This window comes from Serratia sp. HMSC15F11 (assembly GCF_001808215.1).
Classification (GTDB): Bacteria; Pseudomonadota; Gammaproteobacteria; order Enterobacterales; family Enterobacteriaceae; genus Serratia; species Serratia nevei.
The window spans coordinates 173,621-195,836 of record NZ_KV792486.1; the positions used below are offsets into that span (position 1 = coordinate 173,621).

18 protein-coding genes are annotated in these 22,216 nt (G+C 60.4%); 8 read left to right on the plus strand and 10 right to left on the minus strand.

Going from position 1 to position 22,216, the window contains the following annotated elements; genetic code table 11:
• Position 1: 1 nt before the first annotated feature.
• Together HMPREF3138_RS26435 and HMPREF3138_RS17760 are read left to right on the plus strand one after the other, a co-directional pair.
• A complete protein-coding gene (locus HMPREF3138_RS26435) occupies positions 2 to 208 on the plus strand; it encodes a hypothetical protein (RefSeq protein WP_139108043.1) in 207 nt (68 codons plus the stop codon).
• 474 nt (positions 209 to 682) lie between these two features.
• On the plus strand, positions 683 to 2,365 hold the full coding sequence (locus HMPREF3138_RS17760) for a PglL family O-oligosaccharyltransferase (RefSeq protein WP_038879714.1): 1,683 nt from the start codon (positions 683 to 685) through the stop codon (positions 2,363 to 2,365).
• A gap of 27 nt (positions 2,366 to 2,392) precedes the next feature.
• On the opposite strand, the gene HMPREF3138_RS17765 is transcribed toward HMPREF3138_RS17760, so the two are convergent.
• From HMPREF3138_RS17765 to csrD, 10 genes are all read right to left on the minus strand, one after another.
• The gene (locus tag HMPREF3138_RS17765) at positions 2,393 to 3,175 is read right to left on the minus strand and encodes a CDP-diacylglycerol diphosphatase (RefSeq protein ID WP_038879798.1); all 783 of its coding nucleotides are present in this window, start codon (positions 3,173 to 3,175) and stop codon (positions 2,393 to 2,395) included.
• A 107-nt stretch (positions 3,176 to 3,282) separates the two neighbouring features.
• Positions 3,283 to 4,728: a metalloprotease TldD gene (gene tldD / locus HMPREF3138_RS17770; RefSeq protein ID WP_038879717.1), complete on the minus strand. Its 1,446-nt coding sequence runs from the start codon at positions 4,726 to 4,728 to the stop codon at positions 3,283 to 3,285.
• A 7-nt stretch (positions 4,729 to 4,735) separates the two neighbouring features.
• Positions 4,736 to 5,596, minus strand: coding sequence for a deaminated glutathione amidase (gene nit1 / locus HMPREF3138_RS17775; protein ID WP_038879720.1), 861 nt, complete (start codon positions 5,594 to 5,596; stop codon positions 4,736 to 4,738).
• The gene (gene yhdP / locus HMPREF3138_RS17780; protein ID WP_038879723.1) at positions 5,593 to 9,393 is read right to left on the minus strand and encodes an AsmA2 domain-containing protein YhdP; all 3,801 of its coding nucleotides are present in this window, start codon (positions 9,391 to 9,393) and stop codon (positions 5,593 to 5,595) included. The genes nit1 and yhdP overlap by 4 nt, the downstream gene beginning before the upstream one ends.
• A gap of 86 nt (positions 9,394 to 9,479) precedes the next feature.
• Positions 9,480 to 10,949, minus strand: a complete 1,470-nt coding sequence (gene rng / locus HMPREF3138_RS17785; RefSeq protein WP_025304418.1) for a ribonuclease G — start codon at positions 10,947 to 10,949, stop codon at positions 9,480 to 9,482.
• A 38-nt stretch (positions 10,950 to 10,987) separates the two neighbouring features.
• On the minus strand, positions 10,988 to 11,572 hold the full coding sequence (locus HMPREF3138_RS17790) for a Maf family protein (RefSeq protein ID WP_038879727.1): 585 nt from the start codon (positions 11,570 to 11,572) through the stop codon (positions 10,988 to 10,990).
• A 10-nt stretch (positions 11,573 to 11,582) separates the two neighbouring features.
• Positions 11,583 to 12,071, minus strand: a complete 489-nt coding sequence (gene mreD, locus HMPREF3138_RS17795) for a rod shape-determining protein MreD (RefSeq protein WP_004936918.1) — start codon at positions 12,069 to 12,071, stop codon at positions 11,583 to 11,585.
• The gene (gene mreC, locus HMPREF3138_RS17800; RefSeq protein WP_070559199.1) at positions 12,068 to 13,093 is read right to left on the minus strand and encodes a rod shape-determining protein MreC; all 1,026 of its coding nucleotides are present in this window, start codon (positions 13,091 to 13,093) and stop codon (positions 12,068 to 12,070) included. The genes mreD and mreC overlap by 4 nt, the downstream gene beginning before the upstream one ends.
• Before the next feature lie 94 nt (positions 13,094 to 13,187).
• Positions 13,188 to 14,231 (minus strand): rod shape-determining protein MreB, encoded by a 1,044-nt coding sequence (gene mreB, locus HMPREF3138_RS17805; RefSeq protein WP_003855260.1) that lies wholly within the window; start codon positions 14,229 to 14,231, stop codon positions 13,188 to 13,190.
• 413 nt (positions 14,232 to 14,644) lie between these two features.
• Complete coding sequence (gene csrD / locus HMPREF3138_RS17810) at positions 14,645 to 16,579, minus strand: RNase E specificity factor CsrD (protein WP_038879736.1); 1,935 nt, start codon at positions 16,577 to 16,579, stop codon at positions 14,645 to 14,647.
• A 204-nt stretch (positions 16,580 to 16,783) separates the two neighbouring features.
• On the opposite strand from csrD, the gene HMPREF3138_RS17815 reads away from it, so the two are divergent.
• The 6 genes from HMPREF3138_RS17815 (at position 16,784) to accC (ending at position 22,120) form a co-directional block, all read left to right on the plus strand.
• Positions 16,784 to 17,761, plus strand: a complete 978-nt coding sequence (locus HMPREF3138_RS17815; protein WP_038879739.1) for an acrylyl-CoA reductase (NADPH) — start codon at positions 16,784 to 16,786, stop codon at positions 17,759 to 17,761.
• A gap of 155 nt (positions 17,762 to 17,916) precedes the next feature.
• Positions 17,917 to 18,918 (plus strand): protein-methionine-sulfoxide reductase catalytic subunit MsrP, encoded by a 1,002-nt coding sequence (msrP, locus tag HMPREF3138_RS17820; protein ID WP_038879742.1) that lies wholly within the window; start codon positions 17,917 to 17,919, stop codon positions 18,916 to 18,918.
• On the plus strand, positions 18,919 to 19,518 hold the full coding sequence (gene msrQ / locus HMPREF3138_RS17825; protein WP_004936895.1) for a protein-methionine-sulfoxide reductase heme-binding subunit MsrQ: 600 nt from the start codon (positions 18,919 to 18,921) through the stop codon (positions 19,516 to 19,518). It begins immediately after the preceding gene.
• Between the two features lie 287 nt (positions 19,519 to 19,805).
• Complete coding sequence (gene aroQ, locus HMPREF3138_RS17830) at positions 19,806 to 20,258, plus strand: type II 3-dehydroquinate dehydratase (protein ID WP_004936891.1); 453 nt, start codon at positions 19,806 to 19,808, stop codon at positions 20,256 to 20,258.
• 32 nt (positions 20,259 to 20,290) lie between these two features.
• Complete coding sequence (accB, locus tag HMPREF3138_RS17835; protein WP_038879746.1) at positions 20,291 to 20,758, plus strand: acetyl-CoA carboxylase biotin carboxyl carrier protein; 468 nt, start codon at positions 20,291 to 20,293, stop codon at positions 20,756 to 20,758.
• A 12-nt stretch (positions 20,759 to 20,770) separates the two neighbouring features.
• Complete coding sequence (accC, locus tag HMPREF3138_RS17840; RefSeq protein ID WP_004936886.1) at positions 20,771 to 22,120, plus strand: acetyl-CoA carboxylase biotin carboxylase subunit; 1,350 nt, start codon at positions 20,771 to 20,773, stop codon at positions 22,118 to 22,120.
• Positions 22,121 to 22,216 lie beyond the last annotated feature (96 nt).

Consider the following 22,216-nt stretch of genomic DNA (forward strand, 5'->3'; position numbering starts at 1 on the left):
TGTGAAACATGGATTAACGCGCTTTTACAGGCGCGTTGGTCCGTCTGGCATGATGGCAACAGGGATAGGCAGACCATCGCTCCGTTATTTACAAGAGCACAGAACAATCTTAAAAAAATTTAATTTAATAAAATTCAAAAAAAACCATAGCAACAAGAATAGTCTTAATAAAAATAAAAAATGGCGTGATAAAGAAAATGTGAAATAAGATAATGAACAGCGATAAATAAAATAACGCCCGCCGCACCGCCATTAGCAACAATGATTTAACAAAAAAATGCTTATCTCATTGGCTCCGTCAGCTGTTTGCCCAGACGCTAGTTGCCGCTCACACGGCGTTTCATTACGCAAAAAATAATCACAACAAATTGATTTAAATGCAAAAATAAAACAATGGATTAAAAATTGACTGGAGCGAGATAAATTTGAGAAAATGACACCCCTGTTTTTAAAATAAAGAAAACACCTTTTTTTCAGGCAGCTGAATACGGCTTCCCCTTTTTATATAAGCCGTCCCCGCGCTCACAGGGGGAAAGTATTTATCACTTCGATATGAAGTCTTTTAAATTCCTATAAAGCATTTTAGGCATTGAAGCTTCAGCGAATTTAAACCCCAGGATAAGGATAGGGAATCCTCAAAAAATGCATTCAATGAACGATATCGAGACATGGCGAGTTAACCATGACCGATAAAGCCCCCGTTAACGCACCGGCTATCGCCGTGTTGCCCCTGCTGCTGATCTGGATGGCGGTGCTCCTGCCGGTCTATCACCCCAACATGGGCGGCGGCGGCCTGGCGCTGCCGCAAAATATTCTGGCCTGGAGCGTCATGGCACTGACCACGCTGATCGTGACCTTCACCGTTTGCCTTGGCCGTACCCGTCTTTCGCTTACCCCCACGGCACGCCTGTTGCTGCTCGGCATCGCCGTGCTGGCGCTGCCGCTGCTGTATACCCGCCCCGAGTGGCGCGAAGATGCCCTGTGGCGCTGCGCCGGTTTGCTAGGCGGTTGGCTGTTCTATATCGCCTGTCTGCAGCTGCGCCTGACAGCCCGGCAGCGCAACCTGTTGCTGTTCGGCCTGCTGTTCGCCGTCGGCGTTCAGGCGTTGCTGGCAGCTCTGCAGCTGTTCGCCCCTGCTCTGGCCTGGGTATCTCCTAACGGCAGCCGCGTTTACGGCGTCTTCCAGCAACCGAACGTGCTGGGCAGCTTTATCGCCACCGGGCTGGCTTTGGCGCTCTGGCTGCTGCTTGCCCCTCTCTCTGCGCAGACGCAGCGGCGGCAACTCCCGTTGCTCGCGCTGCTGGCCGCTTTCTCCGCCCTGCTGGTGCTGATCCAGTCGCGCGCCGCCTGGCTGGGCGGTGCCCTGGCGGCGGCGTTGATGCTGTGGCGTTTTGCCCGCCAGCACCCGGCCGTGAGCCGCTGGGCCGGCGGTGCGCTGCTGTTGGGCGTGGCGCTCGGTACCACGGTGTTGCTCACCGGTTTCGGTCTGGAGACGAGTACCGTCTTACATGACTACGAATTCTCCAACGGTGCGCGCCTGACCATGCTCCATGACGTCGCCGCCATGATCCTGGCCAAACCACTGCTGGGCTGGGGCTACGGCGGCTTTGAATACAGCTTCGCGCACTTCCGTCTGCAGACAATGCCCTGGCGAGAAGTGTTGGAAGTCGCCGGGCACCCGCACAATGAAATCCTGCTCTGGTGGGTTGAGGGCGGCCTGCCGGCGCTGGCGGGTATCGTTATCGTCCTCGTCGCCGGCGCGCTGCTGTTGAAACGCGCCTGGCAACGGGATCGCGAGCAGCCGGCCGGTGCGCGCATCGGGCTGTTTCTGGTGCTGCTGCCAATGCTGGTACACACCCAGCTGGAATACCCTTTCTATCTGTCTACGCCGCATTGGCTGGTGTTTCTGCTGCTGCTGGCGCTGCTGGACGGCCAAACCGGCGAGCCGCGCCCGCAGCCGTTCGCCAAAGCCCTGAGCCTACCGGTGGCGATGGCGGCCATCGGCGTGCTGGTGATGGCGGTCTTTGCCTGGCAAGGGCGCATGGCGCTCACCCAATCGGAACGTACCATGCTGGCTACCATCGACAGCATCGAGCAGATGCCGCCGCCGGCCGCCTGGATCTACCGGGAGCGCAAAACCTTCGACGAGCAATCTCACGCGCTGCTGGTCTATAACCAAACGCGTGATGATGCCCTGTTGACCGGCCATCGGCAGTGGGCCAATGCCTATCTGCAGCGCCGTATCGACGCCAACGTCTATGCCACGCTGATCATGATCTTGCGCTACCAGGGTGCTCAGGCGGAAGCCGACGCTCGCCAGGGGGAAGCCGCTTTCCTGTTTTCTCGGGATGCGCGGTTCAGGTAGGAAAAGTGAGGTGAGAGCGTGTTGCTCTCACCTGCCGTCTTGAGACTCACGCGGCAAAATCGCGCACGTTTTATCCAACAGCGATTCTACCGAGGCGCGGTTGCCCACGTCCCAGCCGCGCTTCGAGGCCAGCAAGATAAACCCCCGTTGGCCGGCAAACGTGGTCGGAACGACGGCCACGCCATACTCCGCCAGCTGCTGCGGCGACAGATGAAAATAATCTGCAAGATCCTTAATCGGGTAGATACCCATCGCGGTCGGTTGCATCACGCGGCGGGCATAGTAGGTGTGGCGCAACAGCTTATCCGGCAAAGGTCGCCATTGTTCCTGAATATAGGGGCGTTCTGCCTGCAATTGGCGCCGTACATCTTCGCGCAGACAGGTCAGGTGAATATGCAATTGGTTCTGGCTGCGGCCATAAGCGGAGTTGATCGCCATGCCCAGCCTGTCGTCCGGCACCGGCCCACCATACTCGGCGGCCAGCCGGTAACGCATCAGCCAGGCATAGCCAAAATAGTCCGTCCGTTCTCCAACCAGCAGCTGCGGGCTTTCAATGCCGGAAAGCGGCGCCGTCGGCACCAGGATAAAGTGATAAGGGTAACGCGGGTTCTGCAGCACGCTAAAGCCCAGGGCCTTCCCCTGCGGCATATAAATCTGCTCGCACGGGGCCGGATTGCGTTTTTGCTGATAGTTGGCCATGCAGAGTTTATCGACCACGCCCCACAGCGCATCGGAACGGGCGCAGCCCGTCAGGGACAGAACGCCCAGCAACAGCAACCAACGCTGGGTAGACACACCAAAGCACGCCATCGTCATCTTTCTCGGCATCATCGCCGCACAGCACTCTTTGCGTGGGCGAGAAAAAACTCAAAATGGGGAATGAACAAGGGGCCAGTGCATGGCCCCTTGAGGAAAGATTACGCCGTGCCACCGACGGTCAGCGTATCCAGTTTCAGCGTCGGTTGGCCGACGCCTACCGGCACGCTCTGGCCTTCCTTGCCACACACGCCCACGCCTTTATCGAGCGCCAAGTCGTTGCCGACCATCGAGATCTGCTGCATCGCCTCAATGCCGGAGCCGATCAGCGTCGCCCCTTTCACCGGTTTGGTGATGCGGCCCTTCTCGATCAGGTAGGCTTCGGTGGTGGAGAACACGAACTTGCCGGAGGTGATGTCCACCTGGCCGCCGCCAAAGTTCGGCGCGTACAGACCGTATTCAACGCTGGCGATGATCTCTTCCGGCGTCGATTGTCCCGCCAGCATATAGGTGTTGGTCATACGCGGCATCGGCAGATGCGCGTAGGACTCGCGGCGGCCGTTGCCGGTCGGCGCGACGCCCATCAACCGCGCGTTGAGCTTGTCCTGCATGTAGCCTTTCAGCACGCCGTTTTCGATCAGCACGTTGTACTGGCCCGGTACGCCTTCGTCGTCGATCGCCAGCGAACCGCGCCGCCCTTGCAGGGTGCCGTCATCCACCACGGTACATAGCTCGGAAGCCACCAGCTCGCCCATATGGCCGCTGAACACCGAGGTGCCACGCCGGTTGAAGTCGCCTTCCAGGCCGTGGCCCACCGCCTCGTGCAGCAGCACGCCCGGCCAGCCGGCCCCCAGCACCACCGGCATATTGCCGGCCGGCGCCGCCACTGCGCCAAGGTTGACCAGCGCCATGCGCACCGCTTCTTTGGCGTAAGCATCGGCGCGCACCTCACCATCGACGGTTTCCAGGAAGTAGTCATAGCCGAAACGGCCGCCGCCGCCGCTGGAACCGCGCTCACGCTTGCCATCCTGCTCCACCAGCACGCTGACGGAGAGGCGCACCAGTGGGCGAACGTCCGCCGCCAGCGTGCCGTCGGTAGCCGCCACCAACACCTGCTCGTAAACGCCGGTGATGCTGGCGTTCACTTCCTGCACCCGTGCATCGGCGGCACGCGCCACCTTGTCGACGCGGTGCAGCAGGGCGATTTTCTCTTCGCGCGGCAGGCTTTGCAGCGGATCGAGCAGCGGGTACAGCGCCCGGTAACCGATCTCGCCCAGGGTGTGCGCCCGCCCGTCGCCCTGCTCACGCACGATGCTGCGCGCCGCCTGGGCGCTCTGCTGCAGCGCATTCAGGGTGATCTGATCGGCATAGGCGAAGCCGGTCTTCTCGCCGCTGACGGCGCGCACGCCGACGCCCTGGTCGATATTGTAAGAGCCATCCTTGATGATGCCGTCCTCGATCACCCAAGCTTCGTGATAGCTGGACTGGAAATAGAGGTCGGCGTAGTCGATACGGCGTTCTGCCAGTTGACCCAATACCTTGTACAGGTCTTGATGACTCAGCTTGTTGGTAGCGAGTAACTGCTCACTGACAAACGTCAGGCTCATAATGGTTTCACTCTTGATTGGAGGATAACTTGTCAGACGGCACCGTCAGCGACGTCTGGAATCGGTTGTGCTGCAGCACCGGCATCTGCGCACGAATATTTTTCAGGCTTGCGGTGTCCACGCGCACCTTCAGCGCCGCCACGGCGTCCGCGTTCTCGGCCAGCACCTTGCCCCAGCCGTCGACAGCCAGCGAGTGGCCCCAGGTGCGGCGGGTCGGCCCGTGGCGCCCCACCTGCGCCGGCGCCAGGATCATGCACTGGTTCTCGATCGCCCGGGCACGCAGCAGAATTTCCCAATGCGCCTCGCCGGTGACCCGGGTAAAGGCCGCCGGCACCGAAATCAGTTCGGCCCCTTGCGCCCGCAGCGCCTGGAACAGCGCGGGGAAGCGCAGATCGTAGCATATGGTCATACCCAAACGCCCGACCGGCGTATCCACTACCGTCAGGTGCTGCCCGTGCTGGTAGGTATCCGACTCGCGGTAGTGGCCGTGCGCATCGTTGATGTCCACATCGAACATGTGCAGCTTGTCGTAGCGGGCGCGGATCTCGCCCTGTTCGTCGAACAACAGGCTGCTGGTGGTGATAAGCTCCGGGTTTTCGCGGCTGATCAAGGGCATCGAGCCCACCAGCAACCACACGCCATAGCGGCGCGCCAGCTCGCGCACCGCGTTTTGCAGCGGACCGTCGCCCTGTTTTTCCGCCTGTTGGCGGTAGGCCGCAGAGTTGGCGAACAGCAGCGCGTTCTCCGGCGTCATGACCAGTTTTACCCCGGCATTGAGCTGTTTGATCTGCTGTTCAATCTGGGCCAGGTTATCGCGCACCTGATCGCCACTGCACAACTGCAACAACGCAACGTTAGCATTCCTCATGACGCCTTATCCTCCTTTGCCTTACGAAGTACCTCATTGATCTTCGGCTGGTCGAGATCGCCGCTGATATGGTAACGAATCAGCGAAATCTTGCTCCACAGCGGCCCCAGCACCTGCGAGGCGGCAAATACCGCCGCGCCGACGATCGGGTTGACGACAAACGCCGTGGCCACGCCGACGGTCGCCGAAATCGCCGGCGCCACCACCGCCTCCATATCGATGCGGCGGCGCGCCAGATCGATCTGGCCACTCATGGCGATATCCGCCGCCAGGCCGTCGATCAATAGATTATCAGTATGCATTATGCCATCTTTCAGCCAGGCAGTGCTGCGGATGGAGTCAAAGTAGAAGCCTTTGCCGAAGGTATCGCTGAAATCGAACTGCAGCTTGCGCAGCAAGGCGTCGAAGCTGACCAATCGCAGCAACTGACCGGCGCGGCCGCCGCCCATGCTGTCGATCTCCCCCTTGCCCATCTTGACCTGCAGCGCGCCACTCAGCGTATTGACCTGCGGCTGCCACGGCGCGCCGTGCCAGTACAGATCGAAGTCCACGTCGTAAGGCGCACCTTTCAGCGGGATAGTGATGCCGAAGAAGGCCGCGGTTTCATCGATTTTGCCGCCGAGCAGCTTGCCTTTCAGCGAGCTGCGCTCTTCCTGCGCATTTTGCTTCCACAGGCCGCTGGCGCTCATGCGCCCTTTGCCGGTGTCGATCAGGCCGTGATCCAGCGTCAGGGTATCCCCTCGATTGCTCAGATCCGCCTCGACCCTGCCGAAGTTCTGCCCCAGCACCCAGCACGACTTGCAGCGCAGCATCAGCGAAGGCCAGTCGCGGAAGGAAACTTTCTCGGCCGATGGCGGCGTACCCGCCGCGTTTTTCGTCTCGGCGAACTGCGGGTTGTAATACAGGTAGTTGATATCGGCGCGCCACGGCCCGCGATCGGCCACCCGCAGGCTGCCGTCCACTTCATCGCTCTTGGCGCTCACCACGGTGGCGCCCAGCTGTTTTTCGGCCGACAGCGTCAGCTTATGCCAGGCCTGGCCGCCCAACAGCAGCTGCGGCGTGGTCAGCGCCACGGTAGTGGGGAAACTGAAGCCGCCCACCTGACCGCTGCCGCCGCCCTGTTTCAGCGCCGGCGCCAGCAGCGCCAGCCACTGCTCGCCGTCCAGCGCCGGCAGGTTCAGCGTCATCGACTTGCCGGCCGGCAGCGGCGGCGTGCCGCCACCGTTGGTTTGCCAGGCGGCACGCGCCAGATTCACCTGTTTTTTGTCGAAGTTCCATTCGCTGTTGAAGCGGTTTTGCTTGCCCGCGCTGCCGGTCAACATGAAGCCGTTCAGGCCACCTTTGACCTTAACGTTCACCGGCAACGCCTCGCCCGGCATTTTGTCCAGCGGTGAAGGTAAGTGACTGCTCACTTTCTTCAAATCCGCGCCGATGCCGATATCGTAGCTGGCCGAGCCCTGATGCGGCAGCGTGATGGCCACCTGGCTCTGCCAGGGCGCGCTGCCGCTGAGCGCATCGGCGGCCTCTTTCGGCAGGCCGGGGAACTTGCCCGGCTGCCAATCGCCCTTCAGGCCGACGTCAATCTTGTAGTCGCGAGCGCCTTCCTGCGTGGAGAAGTTGACCGCCACCGGCTGCCCGAACCAGGTGGCCGACAGCGGGTCGCTCTGCAGGTTACCGTTGTCGAAGCGGAACTTGCCGCTGAGCTTTTGCAGTTCGCTATCCAGCGGCTTGATCAGCAACGAGTTATTGTTCAGCGCCACTTCACCGGTCGCTCTGACCTGCTCGCCGTCCAGGGGAATATCGAGATGTAAGCGCCCACTGACATCACCGCCAATCTGCAGCTGATCCAGCGCCGCCCCCAGCGAATCGTGCAGCGGCGTCTGCATGAAGTAGTCGTGCACGTCGCTGCCCGCGCCCGCCACCTCGGCGTCGATCAGCAGCCGCTCTTTCAGGTAATCCGGGATCACCGCGCTGATATTTTTGCCCGCCACCTTGCCCAACCGGGTTTGCGGCGCCTGCATCCACAGCCCCTCGTTGGCGAAGTCGAGGTCGATCGCCAAATCGGTCAGCGCCGGCCAGCCCGGTTGGAACTGGAAGGTGGCGTGGCGCAGCGGCACGAAGACTTCAAACTGCCCCTCGTTTTTACGGTACGGGAAGTGCTGCGGATCGCCGGAATAAATCAGCGTGGCGTTATCCACCTGGCCGCCCTGAATGGCGCCGCTCAGGTAGTCCACCAGATGCTTGCCCATCAGCGGTTCCGGGAAATAGCGCCAGGCGTCGGCGCCGTCATACAGGCGGATGCCCGCCAGAATGTTCAGCCACGGATCGCCCTTGGCCGGCTGCTGATAGCGGAAATCACCGTTGACCCACAGCGACTTCGCCTTGACGTCCAACCCCTGGCTCGCCAGCTCCCAACCCCGATCGTTGTAACGCCAGGTCAGCGCGCCGCGCGCGCTGCTGACTTCAAGCGGCGCACGGAACATATCGCCGTAAGGCAAGGTGCTGCCTGCCAGCCCCAGCGTCAGGCGGCCGTTCTCCACACCGCCGCTCAGCGCCCCGGAGAAGTGGTTGACGCCCGGCAGCAGTTCCCAACGCTGCCAGCTGACATCGCGCCACAGCGCCTGGAAACGGCTCTTTTCCGGCTGGTTCAACGGAATGTCCAGCGCCAAGGCCTCCATCGTCCCCTGTGGCTGCAGATCGTTCCAGCGATCGAGCACGTCCGGGCTGAGGAACGAGAAGGTCGGCAGCAGCGCCGACAGGCGCTCCAGCTGAAGGTTAGTCGCGCGCACCCGCAGCTCTTCATTCTGCGCCGGCCCCATAAACTCGGTATTTTCCGGCAGCCACAGGGCGGAAAGCGTGCCCTGCGGCCAGGCCTGGCCGTCGGTGCTCAACCGCAGCTGCGGCACGTCGAGCTCCCAACCGGTGCCCTGGCGGCGCAGCGACAGCGCCAGATTGTCCACGTCCAGCCGGTGCTGCGCGGCGCCGGTATCCCAGTTGGCCGCCCCCTGCTTGAGCAACGCGTGGCCGCCGGCAATCTCGCCGTTCTGCACCTGCAGCCAGGCCGCCAGGCTGAAGTCGGCGCTTTCCAGCCCGGTGTTGGCGCGCAGCCAGCGGGTAAACCAGGGTTTCATGTCAATGTTATCGGCCTGCAGGTAAACCGTGCCGGTGTCCAACAGGCCCTGATTATCGCGCAGGTCCATGCGCAGCTGCACCACGCCGTGTTGGCCGTTCAGCGTCGACAGGCTGATCTGCCCCTCGGCGCGGTGACGATCGCGGCCGTTGAGCCAGGTCAGCTGAGGAATGTCGAATTCGGCGCGCGCGCCGGCGGGCGTCAGGAACGAGATACGGCTGTCGCGCAAATCGAAGTGGTCGAGCTGGCGCAGCATCAGATCGCTGATTTTACCCGGTTCAAGGCCTTCGCCCTGCCGGTCGCCGCCCAGCGTGGCGTTCAGATCGAGCCGGAATTGATAGAAGGTCAGATCGCGGAACTGCCAGCGCCAGTGCAGCAGCGATTGCCACACGTCCAGCGCCAGCGTCACGCGTTCAATATGCACATCGCTTTTGGGCAGCGTAACGCTCAGGTTACGCACTTCAAGCTGTGGGCCGAACGTTTCCCAACTGCCCTGCAGGAAATCCATCTGCACGGGCACGCCGGACAGCTTCTCCACCTGCGCCAGCAGTTGGGGACGGTAGTCGTTCAGCTTCGGCAGCATCAGGCGCAGCCCGCTGATCAGCAGCGCCACAATCACGATTAGGGTGGCGCCTGTTGCTAACAGAATCCCAGGCAGTCGCCTCACGCAGTTCTCCTTGCTCCGCTGCCTGGCAACGGGAATATCTATGCACTGACGGGCCCGGCATCCGGGCCCTTACGATGTCGGGCGGGCTACATCATGACGACGTCGAACTGCTCCTGGCTGTACAACGGTTCGATCTGCACCTTCACCTGTTTGCCGACGAAGATCTCCACTTCGGCCAACGCATGCGACTCTTCGCTCTTCAGCGCTTCGCCGACCGCCGCCGAAGCGTACACCAGGAAGCGATCGGAATCGTAAGCATGGTGCACGCGCACAATCTCGCGCAGGATCTCGTAGCACACGGTTTCCACCGTTTTCACGGTGCCGCGCCCATTGCAAGTAGGACAATCGTGACAGAGCACATGTTCAATGCTTTCACGCGTTCGTTTACGCGTCATTTCAACTAAGCCTAGCTGAGAGAAGCCGTTGATCGTGGTTTTTACCCGATCTTTACTCAACGCCTGCTCCAGCGAGTGCAGCACCCGGCGGCGATGCTCTTCGTTGTTCATATCGATAAAGTCGATGATGATGATGCCGCCCAGGTTACGCAGCCGCAGCTGGCGCGCGATGGCCTGCGTCGCCTCGATGTTGGTATTGAAGATGGTTTCGTCGAGGTTGCGGTGGCCGACGAAGGCGCCGGTGTTGATGTCGACCGTGGTCATCGCCTCGGTCTGATCGATGATCAGATAGCCGCCGGACTTCAGCTCCACCTTGCGTTCCAGCGCACGCTGGATCTCGTTTTCCACATCGTACAGATCGAAAATCGGCTGGCTGCCGGTATAGAGTTCGAGCTTGTTGGTAATGTCCGGAATGTACTCACCGGTAAACTCCACCAGCAGATCGTGCGTCAGCCGCGAATCGACGCGAATGCGATCCAGCGCCGCGCCGGCGAAATCGCGCAAGATGCGCTGCGCCAACGCCAGCTCGCCGTACAGCTTGTATTTGGTCTGGTTGCGCTTCTTGCGCTCCATTACCTTGGTCCACAGGCGTTTAAGGAACGCGGCGTCCTGCGCCAGCTCTTCCTCGCCGATGCCTTCCGCCGCGGTGCGGATGATAAAACCGCCCAGCTCGTCGCAGTGCGGCGCAACGATGGATTTCAGGCGCTCGCGCTCGGCTTCGCTGTCGATACGCTGCGAAACGCCGACGTGTGCCGCGCCCGGCATGAAGACCAGATAGCGCGAAGGCAGCGTGATGTCGGTGGTCAGGCGCGCGCCCTTGGTACCGAGCGGATCTTTCACCACCTGCACCATCAGGTCTTGCCCCTGGCGCACCAGCTCGGCGATGTCGCGCACGTGGAAGTTTTTCCGCTCGTCGCCGGCGACGCATTCGGTATGCGGCATGATGTCGGAGGCGTGCAGGAAGGCGGCCTTGTCCAGGCCGATGTCGACGAATGCCGCCTGCATGCCCGGCAGGACGCGGCTGACGCGCCCTTTATAGATATTGCCGACGATGCCGCGTTTGGATTCGCGTTCGATATGAATCTCTTGCAGAATGCCGCCATCGATATAGGCGACCCGCGTTTCAGACGGTGTGATATTAACCAGTAGCTCAGCTGTCATGCCTTCTCCTCAGAGCCGGTCGATAATGGCAGCGCCCATCAACCGGTTCTTACATCACGTAATGCGACAAAATTACTGAGCAGCTCATGTGTTTCGACCAGCGGCAGACCGACCACCGCGTGATAACTCCCGGTTATCGTTCTGACGAAACAACCACCCTTTCCCTGAATTCCATAGGCGCCCGCCTTATCCATCGGTTCGCCCGTAGCAATATAGTCGCGGATATCCTGTTGTGACAGGCTGCGGAACGTCACGTCGGTCACCACCAGCTGGCAGCGCACGTCGTGGCGATCGGCGATCGCCACCGCCGTCATCACCTGATGCTGTTTGCCCGACAGAGCCGCCAGCATGTCCGCCGCATGGGCTTCGTCGTGCGGCTTCTCCAGCACCCGGCCGTTGAGCACCACGATGGTGTCGGCGCCCAGCACCGGCCGATCCTCCTGCGCCAACGCCACACCCGCTTTGGCCTTGTCCTGCGCCAAACGGCGCACGTAGGCTTCGGCGGCTTCGCCTTCCCGGCGCTGCTCTTCGGTATGCGTCAGCAGAATGTCGAACGATACGCCCAGCAGGGTCAGCAGTTCACGTCGACGCGGGGAGCCGGAGGCCAGATAAAGCGAAGTCATTGAGATACCCTTACTGTACGGCGAACTGACGGCGGATTTTGCGCATCAACAGGAACAACCACGGCCACAAAATGCCGTTTACCACACTACTCCAGAACACCTCTGGGCGGAAAGAGACGTTGATCACTAAAAACTCAGCCCAGAACACGACCACGTCCATCGACAGCGACAGCAGCACGACGATCAGCGCCTGTTGCCACAGCGCCATATTGCGGAACAGTTGGAATTTGAACGCCACCAGGTAGGCGATGATGCCCAGCGCCAGCGCGCGCACGCCCAACGTGGAGCCGAGGATCAGATCCATGATCAGCCCCAGCACGAAGCCGGTGCCGACGTTGACCCGGTGCGGCAAGGCCATCACCCAGTAGATCAGGATCAACACCAGCCAGGAAGGCCGGAACATGTAGATTTGCTCCGGCCACGGCATGATTTGCAGCACCAACGCCACCAGGAACGACAGCCAGATTATCCAGCGCCCGTGGCTGCGGTAGCTGTTCATTGCACCCCTCCCGCCGCAGCAGGCTGAGCTTGAGACTGGGCAGACGCCGGAGCGGCGGTTTGCGGCGCCACGCCGGTAGCCGGTGCCGGCAGCTGCGGCCCGACCGAACCGGCAGGCGGCAGCACCTGCGGCATCATCTGCATCAGGCGCTCATTGGCCACGCGGTGCACTTCGTCCGGCGGCAGCGGCATGTCGCCGTTGCGATCGGCGCCCCACAGCAGCAGCAGGTAGCGCAAGCGCTGCAGACCGGCGGTCGGCCGCGCCTGAATCACGGTGTAAGCGCGCTGGTTGTCGACCTTGACCGAGGAGACCACCGCCACCGGATAGCCTTCCGGGAAGCGGCCGCCGAGGCCGGAGGTCACCAGCACATCGCCAACGCGGATATCGGTGTTGTTCGGCAGGTGCTCCAGCTGCAGATCGTCGGCGCAGCCGCTGCCTGCGGCAATCACCCGAATATCGTTGCGCAGCACCTGGATCGGCAGCGCGTGCGAGGCATCGCAGATCAGCAGCACGCGGCTGGTGACTTTCGCCACCGCCACCACCTGGCCGACCACGCCCTTGTCACTGATCACCGGCTGGCCTTCATAGACGCCGTTGTCCGACCCTTTGTCGATCACCACCTGATCGCTATACGGATCGGAACCGGTGGAGATCACCTGGGTCACCATCTTATGTTCGTCCTGGCGCAGCGGAGAACCCAGCAGCTCGCGCAAGCGGGCGTTTTCCTGCTTGAATTGGCCAAGAAGAAGAATATCGCTGTTTTTCAGCAGCAGTTCCTGCCGCAGAGCTCGGTTTTCCAGCTCCAGCTGTTGGCGGGTGGCCAGCGTTTCTGACACGCTGTCCAAAACTTTACGTGGCCCGTTGGCCAGAAAATAGAAAGGGCTGACTGCGGTGTCCATGTAGTTGCGTATCTTCACGAACGTGCCGAGCCGGCTGTCGGCAACGATCAGGCCAATGGCCGCGATCACCGCCAAAAAAAGTCGCAGTTGCAGGGAAGGCCCCCTGCTAAAAATCGGCTTCATAAATTATGCGAGTTCCTCGACAACAGAAAGAGGAACCGTACCCGATTTTCGCTGTGCGCATTCATCCGATACGATTCCTCCTTCCAGGGGCTGACTATTCTTCGCTGAACAAATCGCCGCCGTGCATGTCGATCATTTCCAACGCCTTGCCGCCGCCGCGCGCTACGCAGGTCAACGGATCTTCCGCCACCACGACCGGAATGCCGGTTTCTTCCATCAGCAGGCGATCGAGGTTACGCAGCAGCGCGCCGCCGCCGGTCAAGACCATGCCACGTTCGGAAATGTCGGAGGCCAATTCTGGCGGGCACTGCTCCAGCGCAACCATCACCGCGCTGACGATGCCGGTCAGCGGCTCTTGCAGGGCTTCGAGGATTTCATTGGAGTTCAGGGTAAAGCCGCGCGGTACGCCTTCGGCCAGGTTACGGCCGCGGACTTCGATTTCGCGTACTTCGTCGCCCGGATAGGCAGAACCGATTTCGTGCTTGATGCGCTCGGCGGTCGCTTCGCCGATCAGCGAGCCGTAGTTACGGCGCACATAATTGATGATGGCTTCATCGAAGCGGTCGCCGCCGATGCGCACGGAAGAGGAGTACACCACGCCGTTCAGCGAGATCACCGCCACTTCAGTGGTACCGCCACCGATATCCACCACCATGGAACCGGTCGCTTCGGAAACCGGCAGACCTGCGCCGATCGCCGCCGCCATCGGCTCTTCAATCAGGAACACTTCACGCGCGCCGGCCCCTTGGGCGGACTCGCGGATAGCGCGGCGTTCAACCTGGGTTGCGCCGACCGGTACACAGACCAGCACGCGCGGGCTTGGGCGCATGAAGCTGTTGCTGTGAACCTGTTTGATAAAGTGCTGCAGCATTTTTTCGGTCACGAAGAAGTCGGCGATCACGCCGTCTTTCATCGGGCGAATAGCCGCGATGTTGCCGGGGGTGCGGCCCAGCATCTGTTTGGCGTCATGACCGACGGCCGCTACGCTCTTTGGGGAGCCGGCACGATCCTGGCGAATGGCAACCACCGAAGGTTCATTCAGTACGATGCCCTGCCCTTTAACATAAATCAGGGTATTGGCGGTACCCAAGTCGATGGACAAGTCGTTGGAAAACATGCCACGAAATTTCTTAAACATAACGAAAGGATAATCCTGCAAGCTGGGGGCGGAAAATAAAATCCGCCTACTTTACCAACCACACGAAGCAGCGACAAGGCGCAAAAACGTTCTACTTCGGTGAAAAATAGTCTGTATTGTTTCTGCTCGAATGCACGGAAATTGGATGAGGCCTGAATTCCCTGAACAAAGGCTCAGTTTACCACCCTGTCAACGCACGAAACGGCGTAACACAGCTCATAAAATCTAACATATTCCCTGATTGCCGCCGATGGTAAGCACCTACCAACGTCAACCAGATAAAAGCTGACAAGAGCCTATCTCAAATAGGCGTCGTTGTCGCAGGCAGATTGGAGAAAACTCCAAAATGACGGGTGACATGGCCCAGATGGATCCGGCGCTCATTCTACGTCAATTTTTGTCCGGCAATCAGCTTAAACACGATAACGACGTGAATATTTTTTACGCCCCACGTCGATCGGTTCCGGCGATGCGAAAAAGTCGCCCTGCCCGCCGTGGATACCACGCTCTTTCAGCGTCTGCCACTCGTTGCGCGTGCGTACGCTGGCGGCGAACACCTGCGCGTGCGTGCCCGCGCAGGCGCCCGTCAGGCTCTGCACGAACAGCTGATTTTCGTCCCGCTTATCGATACTCCGCACCAGCCCCGGGTGGAGCTTGACGATCTCCACCTGCAACGACTTGATATAGGACGTACTGACCACGGTTAAACCCGCTTTGGACACCGCGAGGCGGCAGCCCAGCCCTGACAGCAACTTCAGCACCGGACGCAAACGGTCGATATGTTGACACACATCTGCCTCCGCAAGTTCAATCAGAATTCGCCTACGCTGACTTTTTTCGCACTGTAACAGCGTATCGCGCAGCCAGCGCTGGAAAGAACGCTGCAAAATCGAGTCGACGCACAGCGGAAACGCCAGCGTTTCCTCAGGCCATTGCGCCAGCAAGGGGATGATGCGGCTCACCTGTTGGCGATCGTAACTCTCCGCCAACCCCAGCTGCTGCACCAGCGGCATATATTCCGCCGGCAGCAACTCCTGGGAGCCGTCATAAATCCGGCTCATGATCTCAAGATGGTGTACCTCGCCTGCCACGGTCACCGCCGGTTTCTGATACAGCCGCGGGCCGCCGCGCGCCAGTACCTGTTCCAGCAACGTGCGCCACTTGACGCTGCCGCGCCCCTTTTCCGGCACCTGGCTGTCGTACACATACCAGCCGTTCTCGCCCTGCAGCGTCGCGTGGCGCGTCGCCTGCTCCGCGTAATCGATCACCTGCTCCGTGGTTTGCCCGCTGCGGTACGCCACGATGCCGATGTGCAGGAAGGCCTCACGATCGATCAGCGCCGTGGAAGGCAAGGCATCAATGGCGTTGACCAGCTGTGACGCGATGCCGTCGGCCTCCTTCAGGGTTCGATGCGGCAACAGCACGGTAAAATCGCTGTGGAAATAGCGCGCCAGCAGCGCCGAGGGGTAGCGCATCACGAAGGTAGACAGCAGGTTGACCAGCGAATACATCAGCTCCTGTACCGCCACGCTACCGTGCGTGTCGCGCAGGGTCTCGAAATCGGGCAGCCGCACCATCATCACGATGCCGTGCGAACCTTCGTCTTCCAGCTGAGTGGTCAATTGATTATCGAAGAACAGGCGATTATTCAGCCCGGTTTTGGCGTCCTGCGCGGCGAAGGCGCGGATCAGCGTATCGACCCGGCTGCGCTCTTCCCGCGCTTCCGCCAGATCGGCCAGCAGGTGGTCGAGCGCGCCGCTGACGTTGGCCGGCCACTCACGCACGTCGCCCTGCATGACGTTTTCACGCTCGCCGTTCAGAATGCGCCGCGCGCGGCGTTCCAGGCGATCTTCACCGTCGGCCTGCTCACGCAGCCAGCGTAGGCTGAACAGCAAAACCACCACCATGACGACGATCGACAGCGTGACGGCGGCGGTGGACTGCAACGTGCGCACGTCGCTGGCGAAGGGATCGAGGTAAGTGATGTACAGCGTGCTGCCCGGATGTTGCAACAGGGGGCGCGAGACCTGACGATAGCCGTTCAGCGCATCCCATGGCTCTTTTTTCAGCGTCGGCAATTTATAGTTGAGAAACTGGCTGGTGCCGGCCTCTACGCGGATCGACACGATGCCGAGCGGGCGCATGACGATCGGCAACCATTTCTCCTGATCGCGCGGCGATTCGTGCAACATGGCCTGATCGAGCGAGGTAACCAGCGAATCAAAGCGACGCTCCTGGCGATCCTGGGTAACGTAAAAGAAGCTGTATGAGCATCCCATCAGCATCAAAAACATCGCCAGCGCGACCAACAGAGTGATCAATGCAGAGAGTTTGGTGGTAAATCGCATCCCTGTGCCTTGTCCGCTATGGTTAAGTGAGTGTTCACCCTTTAGCTAAAAGGGGCCGTCCAACCCTAACAAGCCTTGCTGAAGAATTAAACCTGCAAGCGCCGTTTTTGTCCTTTATCAGGACTTGGGCCGCTTATTATGCATATAGTCAAATAAATGTGATTCAGCCATTGATAGAAAAGTGTAAACGAGAGGAAGAGTGACATGCGTGCACTGTTATTGGAACAACAAGACGACCAAACTCTGGCTCAAATCAAAGATATCGGCAGCGATCGGTTGCCGGAAGGCGATGTCACCGTCGACATCAACTGGTCCAGCCTAAATTATAAGGATGCGCTGGCGATCACCGGCAAAGGCAAGATCGTGCGCAACTTCCCGATGGTGCCGGGCATCGACTTCGCCGGCACCGTGCGCCACAGCCGCGACGATCGCTTCAAAGAGGGGCAAAGCGTGGTGCTCACCGGCTGGGGCGTGGGTGAACATCACTGGGGCGGCCTGGCCGAGCAGGCGCGCGTCTCGGGCGAATGGCTGGTACCGCTGCCGAACGGCCTGGATGAACGCAAGGCGATGATCATCGGCACCGCCGGCCTTACCGCCATGCTGTGCGTGATGGCGCTGGAGGAAGGCGGCGTGCACCCGGACGACGGCGATATTCTGGTTACCGGCGCCAGCGGCGGCGTGGGCAGCACCGCCATCGCCCTGCTGGCGGCGTTGGGCTATCGGGTGACCGCCATCAGCGGCCGCGACAGCAATACCGACTACCTGAAAGCGCTCGGCGCCAAAGAGGTGATGTCGCGCGATGGCTATATCGACACGCCGCGCCCGCTGGAGAAACAGCTGTGGGCCGGCGCGGTGGACACCGTCGGCGACAAACTGCTGGCGCGGGTGCTGGCGCAGATGAACTATAACGGCACCGTCGCCGCCTGCGGCCTGGCGGGCGGTTATCAGCTGCCGACCACCGTGATGCCGTTCATTCTGCGTAACGTGCGTCTGCAGGGCGTGGATTCGGTACATACGCCGCTGCACCGCCGCCAAACCGCCTGGGAACGGCTGGCCGGTATTCTGCCGGACAGCTTCTATCAGCAGGCCACGCATGAAATCACCCTCGAGCAGGCACCGGCCACCGCCGCCGCGCTGCTGAACAACCAAATCACCGGCCGCACCCTGGTGAAAATCCGCTGACCTTCTCCCCCCGGCAACGGGGGTTCACCCGCTTCTGCGAAATTTCATATTTTTCCGCGTCCCCTCGCTTCCGGCCGGCTTTAGCGCCATGCTTATTTCATGGGGACCCGTTAGCCGCTCGCAGGCGGCGGGAATCAGTCGCGGAGAACATAAGCATGAACAAACACCCGAAATTGACCGAGGCCGACGTCACGCCGGAGAGCGTGTTCCACCAGCGGCGCAAAGTGCTGCAGGCGCTCGGCATCACCGCCGCTACGCTGGCGCTGCCTACCGGCGCACGGGCGGATCTGCTGTCGTGGTTCAAAGGCAACGATCGCCCCAAGGCGCCGCCGGGCAAAGCGCTGGAATTCAGCAAGCCGGCCGCCTGGCAGGCGCAGCTGGCAATGACGCCGGAAGACAAGGTCACCGGCTACAACAACTTCTATGAATTCGGCCTCGACAAAGCCGATCCGGCCGCCAACGCCGGCGGGCTGAAAACCGAAGGCTGGAAGGTGCGCATCGACGGCGAAGTGGCGAAGCCGATAACGCTGGATATCGACGATCTGATGAAGCGTTTCCCGCTGGAACAGCGCATTTACCGCATGCGCTGCGTCGAGGCCTGGTCGATGGTGGTGCCGTGGATCGGCTTCGAACTGGGCAAGCTTCTCAAGCTGGCCGAGCCGAACAGCAACGCGCGCTACGTGGCCTTCCAGACGCTGTACGATCCGGAGCAGATGCCCGGCCAGAAAAATCGCTTTATCGGTGGCGGCCTGAAGTACCCCTACGTCGAAGGGCTGCGGCTGGACGAGGCGATGCACCCGCTGGCGTTGCTGACCGTCGGCGTGTACGGCAAAACCCTGCCGCCGCAAAACGGCGCGCCGCTGCGGCTGATCACACCGTGGAAATACGGCTTCAAAGGCATCAAATCGATCGTGCATATCCGTTTGGTGCGCGATCAGCCGCCGACCACCTGGAACCAATCCGCGCCGAACGAGTACGGTTTTTACGCCAACGTGAACCCGCACGTCGATCATCCGCGCTGGTCGCAGGCCACCGAGCGCTTCATCGGCTCCGGCGGCATTCTCGACGTCAAACGCCAACCGACGCTGCTGTTCAACGGCTATGCCGATCAGGTGGCGTCGCTGTATCGCGGCATGGATCTGCGGGAGAATTTCTAAGTGCGCCTGACGCCTGTTCATATCAAATGGCTGAAAGCCGCCCTGCATCTGGCGGCGTTTTTGCCCTTTCTGTGGTTGGTGCTGGCGGTAGATCAGGGCTGGTTCAGCGCCGATCCGTCCAAGGACATTCAACATTTTACCGGCAGGATGACGCTGAAACTGCTGCTGGCCACGCTGATGATCGCCCCGCTGGCGCGCTACGCCCGCCAGCCGCTCCTGATCCGCTGCCGCCGTCTGGTGGGGCTGTGGTGCTTTGCCTGGGGCACGCTGCACCTGATAAGCTACTCCACGCTGGAGCTGGGGCTGAGCAACCTCGGCCTGCTGGGCAGCGAGCTGGTGAACCGACCCTATCTGACGCTCGGCATCCTTACCTGGCTGATCCTGCTGGCGCTGGCGGCCACCTCAACGCTGTGGGCGATGCGCAAACTGGGCGCCAAATGGCAAACGTTGCACAACTTCGTCTATCTGGCGGCGATCCTCGCCCCCATCCACTACCTGTGGTCGGTCAAAACGTTTTCCCCCCAGCCGTTCATCTACGCGCTGCTGGCGGTGGCGCTGTTGGGCCTGCGTTACAAGAAATTCCGCGCCTGGTGGCGCTGAATCACGCGGCGGCGCGCGTTATTGTCGTTGAAAAACACGCGCCGCCGGCCGGAACTTTTTCTGTGTTCCAGCGCTCATATTCCTGTCACGGATCCCCGAGTTCGTCGATTTGGGGTTGAATATCTTCGCTGATAAGACCAGTATTTAGCTGCGAATTGCTACGATATCGTTATAATGCCCGACCTTGTTTCTGTTCTCAGGGTGAATTGGCCCCTTAACAGGTGACAAATCGATAACATCGGGTTATTTTCTACGATGATGGTTTTATTGCCGGAGATACCAGCACAATGGCGGATAAGTTTCACATTTTGCTTCTGAACGGCCCCAATCTCAATCTGCTGGGGACGCGTGAGCCGGAGAAGTACGGCAGCACGACGCTGACAGAGATTGTTAACGGATTGGAAAACCAGGCATCCGCATTGGATATTACCCTGAGCCATCTGCAATCCAACGCCGAGCATCAGCTGATCGATCGCATTCATCAGGCGCGCGGCAACACCGATTTCATTCTGATAAACCCGGCGGCGTTCACGCATACCAGCGTGGCGCTGCGCGATGCGTTGCTGGCGGTGCAGATCCCGTTCATCGAGATCCACCTGTCCAACGTGCACGCCCGCGAACCTTTCCGCCATCACTCCTATCTCTCAGACGTGGCGGTAGGCGTGATTTGCGGCCTCGGCGCGGATGGCTACGCTTTCGCTTTACAGGCAGCGGTTAACCGTCTGTCGAAAACCCACTAATTGCTCCACAAAAAGAGTACGGAATCACACTCATGGATATTCGTAAAATCAAGAAACTGATCGAACTGGTTGAAGAATCAGGCATTTCTGAACTGGAAATCTCTGAAGGCGAAGAATCGGTTCGCATCAGCCGTGCCGCACCGGCGCAGGCTTACCCTGTCATGCAACAGGCCTATGCGATGCCGGCACAGCAGCAGCCGGCCCTGGCTGCCGCCGTTGCTACCGCACCTGCGGCAGAAACCCCGGCGGCACCGGCGGCCATGAGTGGCCACGTCGTTCGTTCGCCAATGGTAGGCACCTTCTACCGCACCCCAAGCCCGGACGCGAAAGCCTTCGTGGAAGTGGGCCAGAAAGTGAACGCCGGTGATACCCTGTGCATCGTTGAAGCCATGAAAATGATGAACCAGATCGAAGCGGACAAGTCCGGCGTCGTGAAGGCCATCCTGGTGGAAAACGGCCAGCCGGTCGAATATGACGAGCCGCTGGTCGTCATCGAATAACGAGGCGCCCCCATGCTTGATAAAATTGTTATCGCCAACCGCGGCGAGATCGCGCTTCGCATCCTGCGTGCCTGTAAAGAACTGGGCATCAAGACCGTTGCGGTTCACTCCGCGGCCGACCGCGATCTGAAACACGTGCTGCTGGCCGACGAGACCGTCTGCATCGGTCCTGCGCCATCGGTAAAAAGCTACCTGAACATCCCGGCCATCATTTCGGCGGCGGAAATCACCGGCGCCGTGGCGATCCACCCGGGCTACGGCTTCCTGTCCGAGAACGCCGACTTCGCCGAGCAGGTTGAACGCTCCGGCTTCATCTTCATCGGCCCGAAAGCCGAAACCATCCGCCTGATGGGCGACAAGGTTTCCGCGATCAACGCCATGAAGAAAGCCGGCGTGCCTTGCGTACCTGGCTCAGACGGCCCGCTGACCGACGACATGGATAAAAACCGTGCCTTCGCCAAGCGCATCGGTTATCCGGTGATCATCAAGGCGTCCGGCGGCGGCGGCGGTCGCGGCATGCGCGTCGTGCGCAGCGACAAAGACCTTGAGCAGTCCATCAACATGACGAAAGCGGAAGCCAAAGCGGCTTTCAACAACGACATGGTGTACATGGAAAAATACCTGGAGAATCCGCGCCACATCGAGATTCAGGTATTGGCCGACGGCCAGGGCAACGCCATCTATCTGGCCGAGCGCGACTGCTCCATGCAGCGCCGCCACCAGAAAGTGGTCGAAGAAGCGCCGGCACCGGGCATCACCAGCGAAATGCGCCGTTACATCGGCGAGCGCTGCTCGAAAGCCTGCGTGGAAATCGGCTACCGCGGTGCGGGTACCTTCGAGTTCCTGTATGAAAACGGCGAGTTCTATTTCATCGAAATGAACACCCGTATTCAGGTAGAGCACCCGGTTACCGAAATGATCACCGGCGTGGACCTGATCAAAGAGCAGCTGCGCATCGCTGCCGGTCAACCACTGTCGATCAAACAGGAAGAAGTGAAGATCCACGGCCACGCGGTAGAATGCCGTATCAACGCCGAAGATCCGAACACCTTCCTGCCAAGCCCGGGCAAGATCACCCGCTTCCACGCGCCAGGCGGTTTCGGCGTGCGTTGGGAATCTCATATCTACGCCGGTTATACCGTACCGCCGTACTATGACTCCATGATCGGCAAACTGATCACCTTCGGCGAAAACCGTGACGTGGCGATTGCCCGCATGAAGAACGCCCTGGCTGAACTGATCATCGACGGCATCAAAACCAACGTTGAGCTGCAGCAGAAGATCATGAACGACGAAAACTTCCAGCACGGTGGCACCAATATCCACTATCTGGAGAAGAAGCTGGGTCTGCAGGAAACCTAAGGCAGCCACGCAGCATCGTCTGACGAAAGGCCGGTTAATCACCGGCCTTTTTCTTTGGCGTTGCCGCCAGTAACGGCTTGGCAAAACGCCGTCATG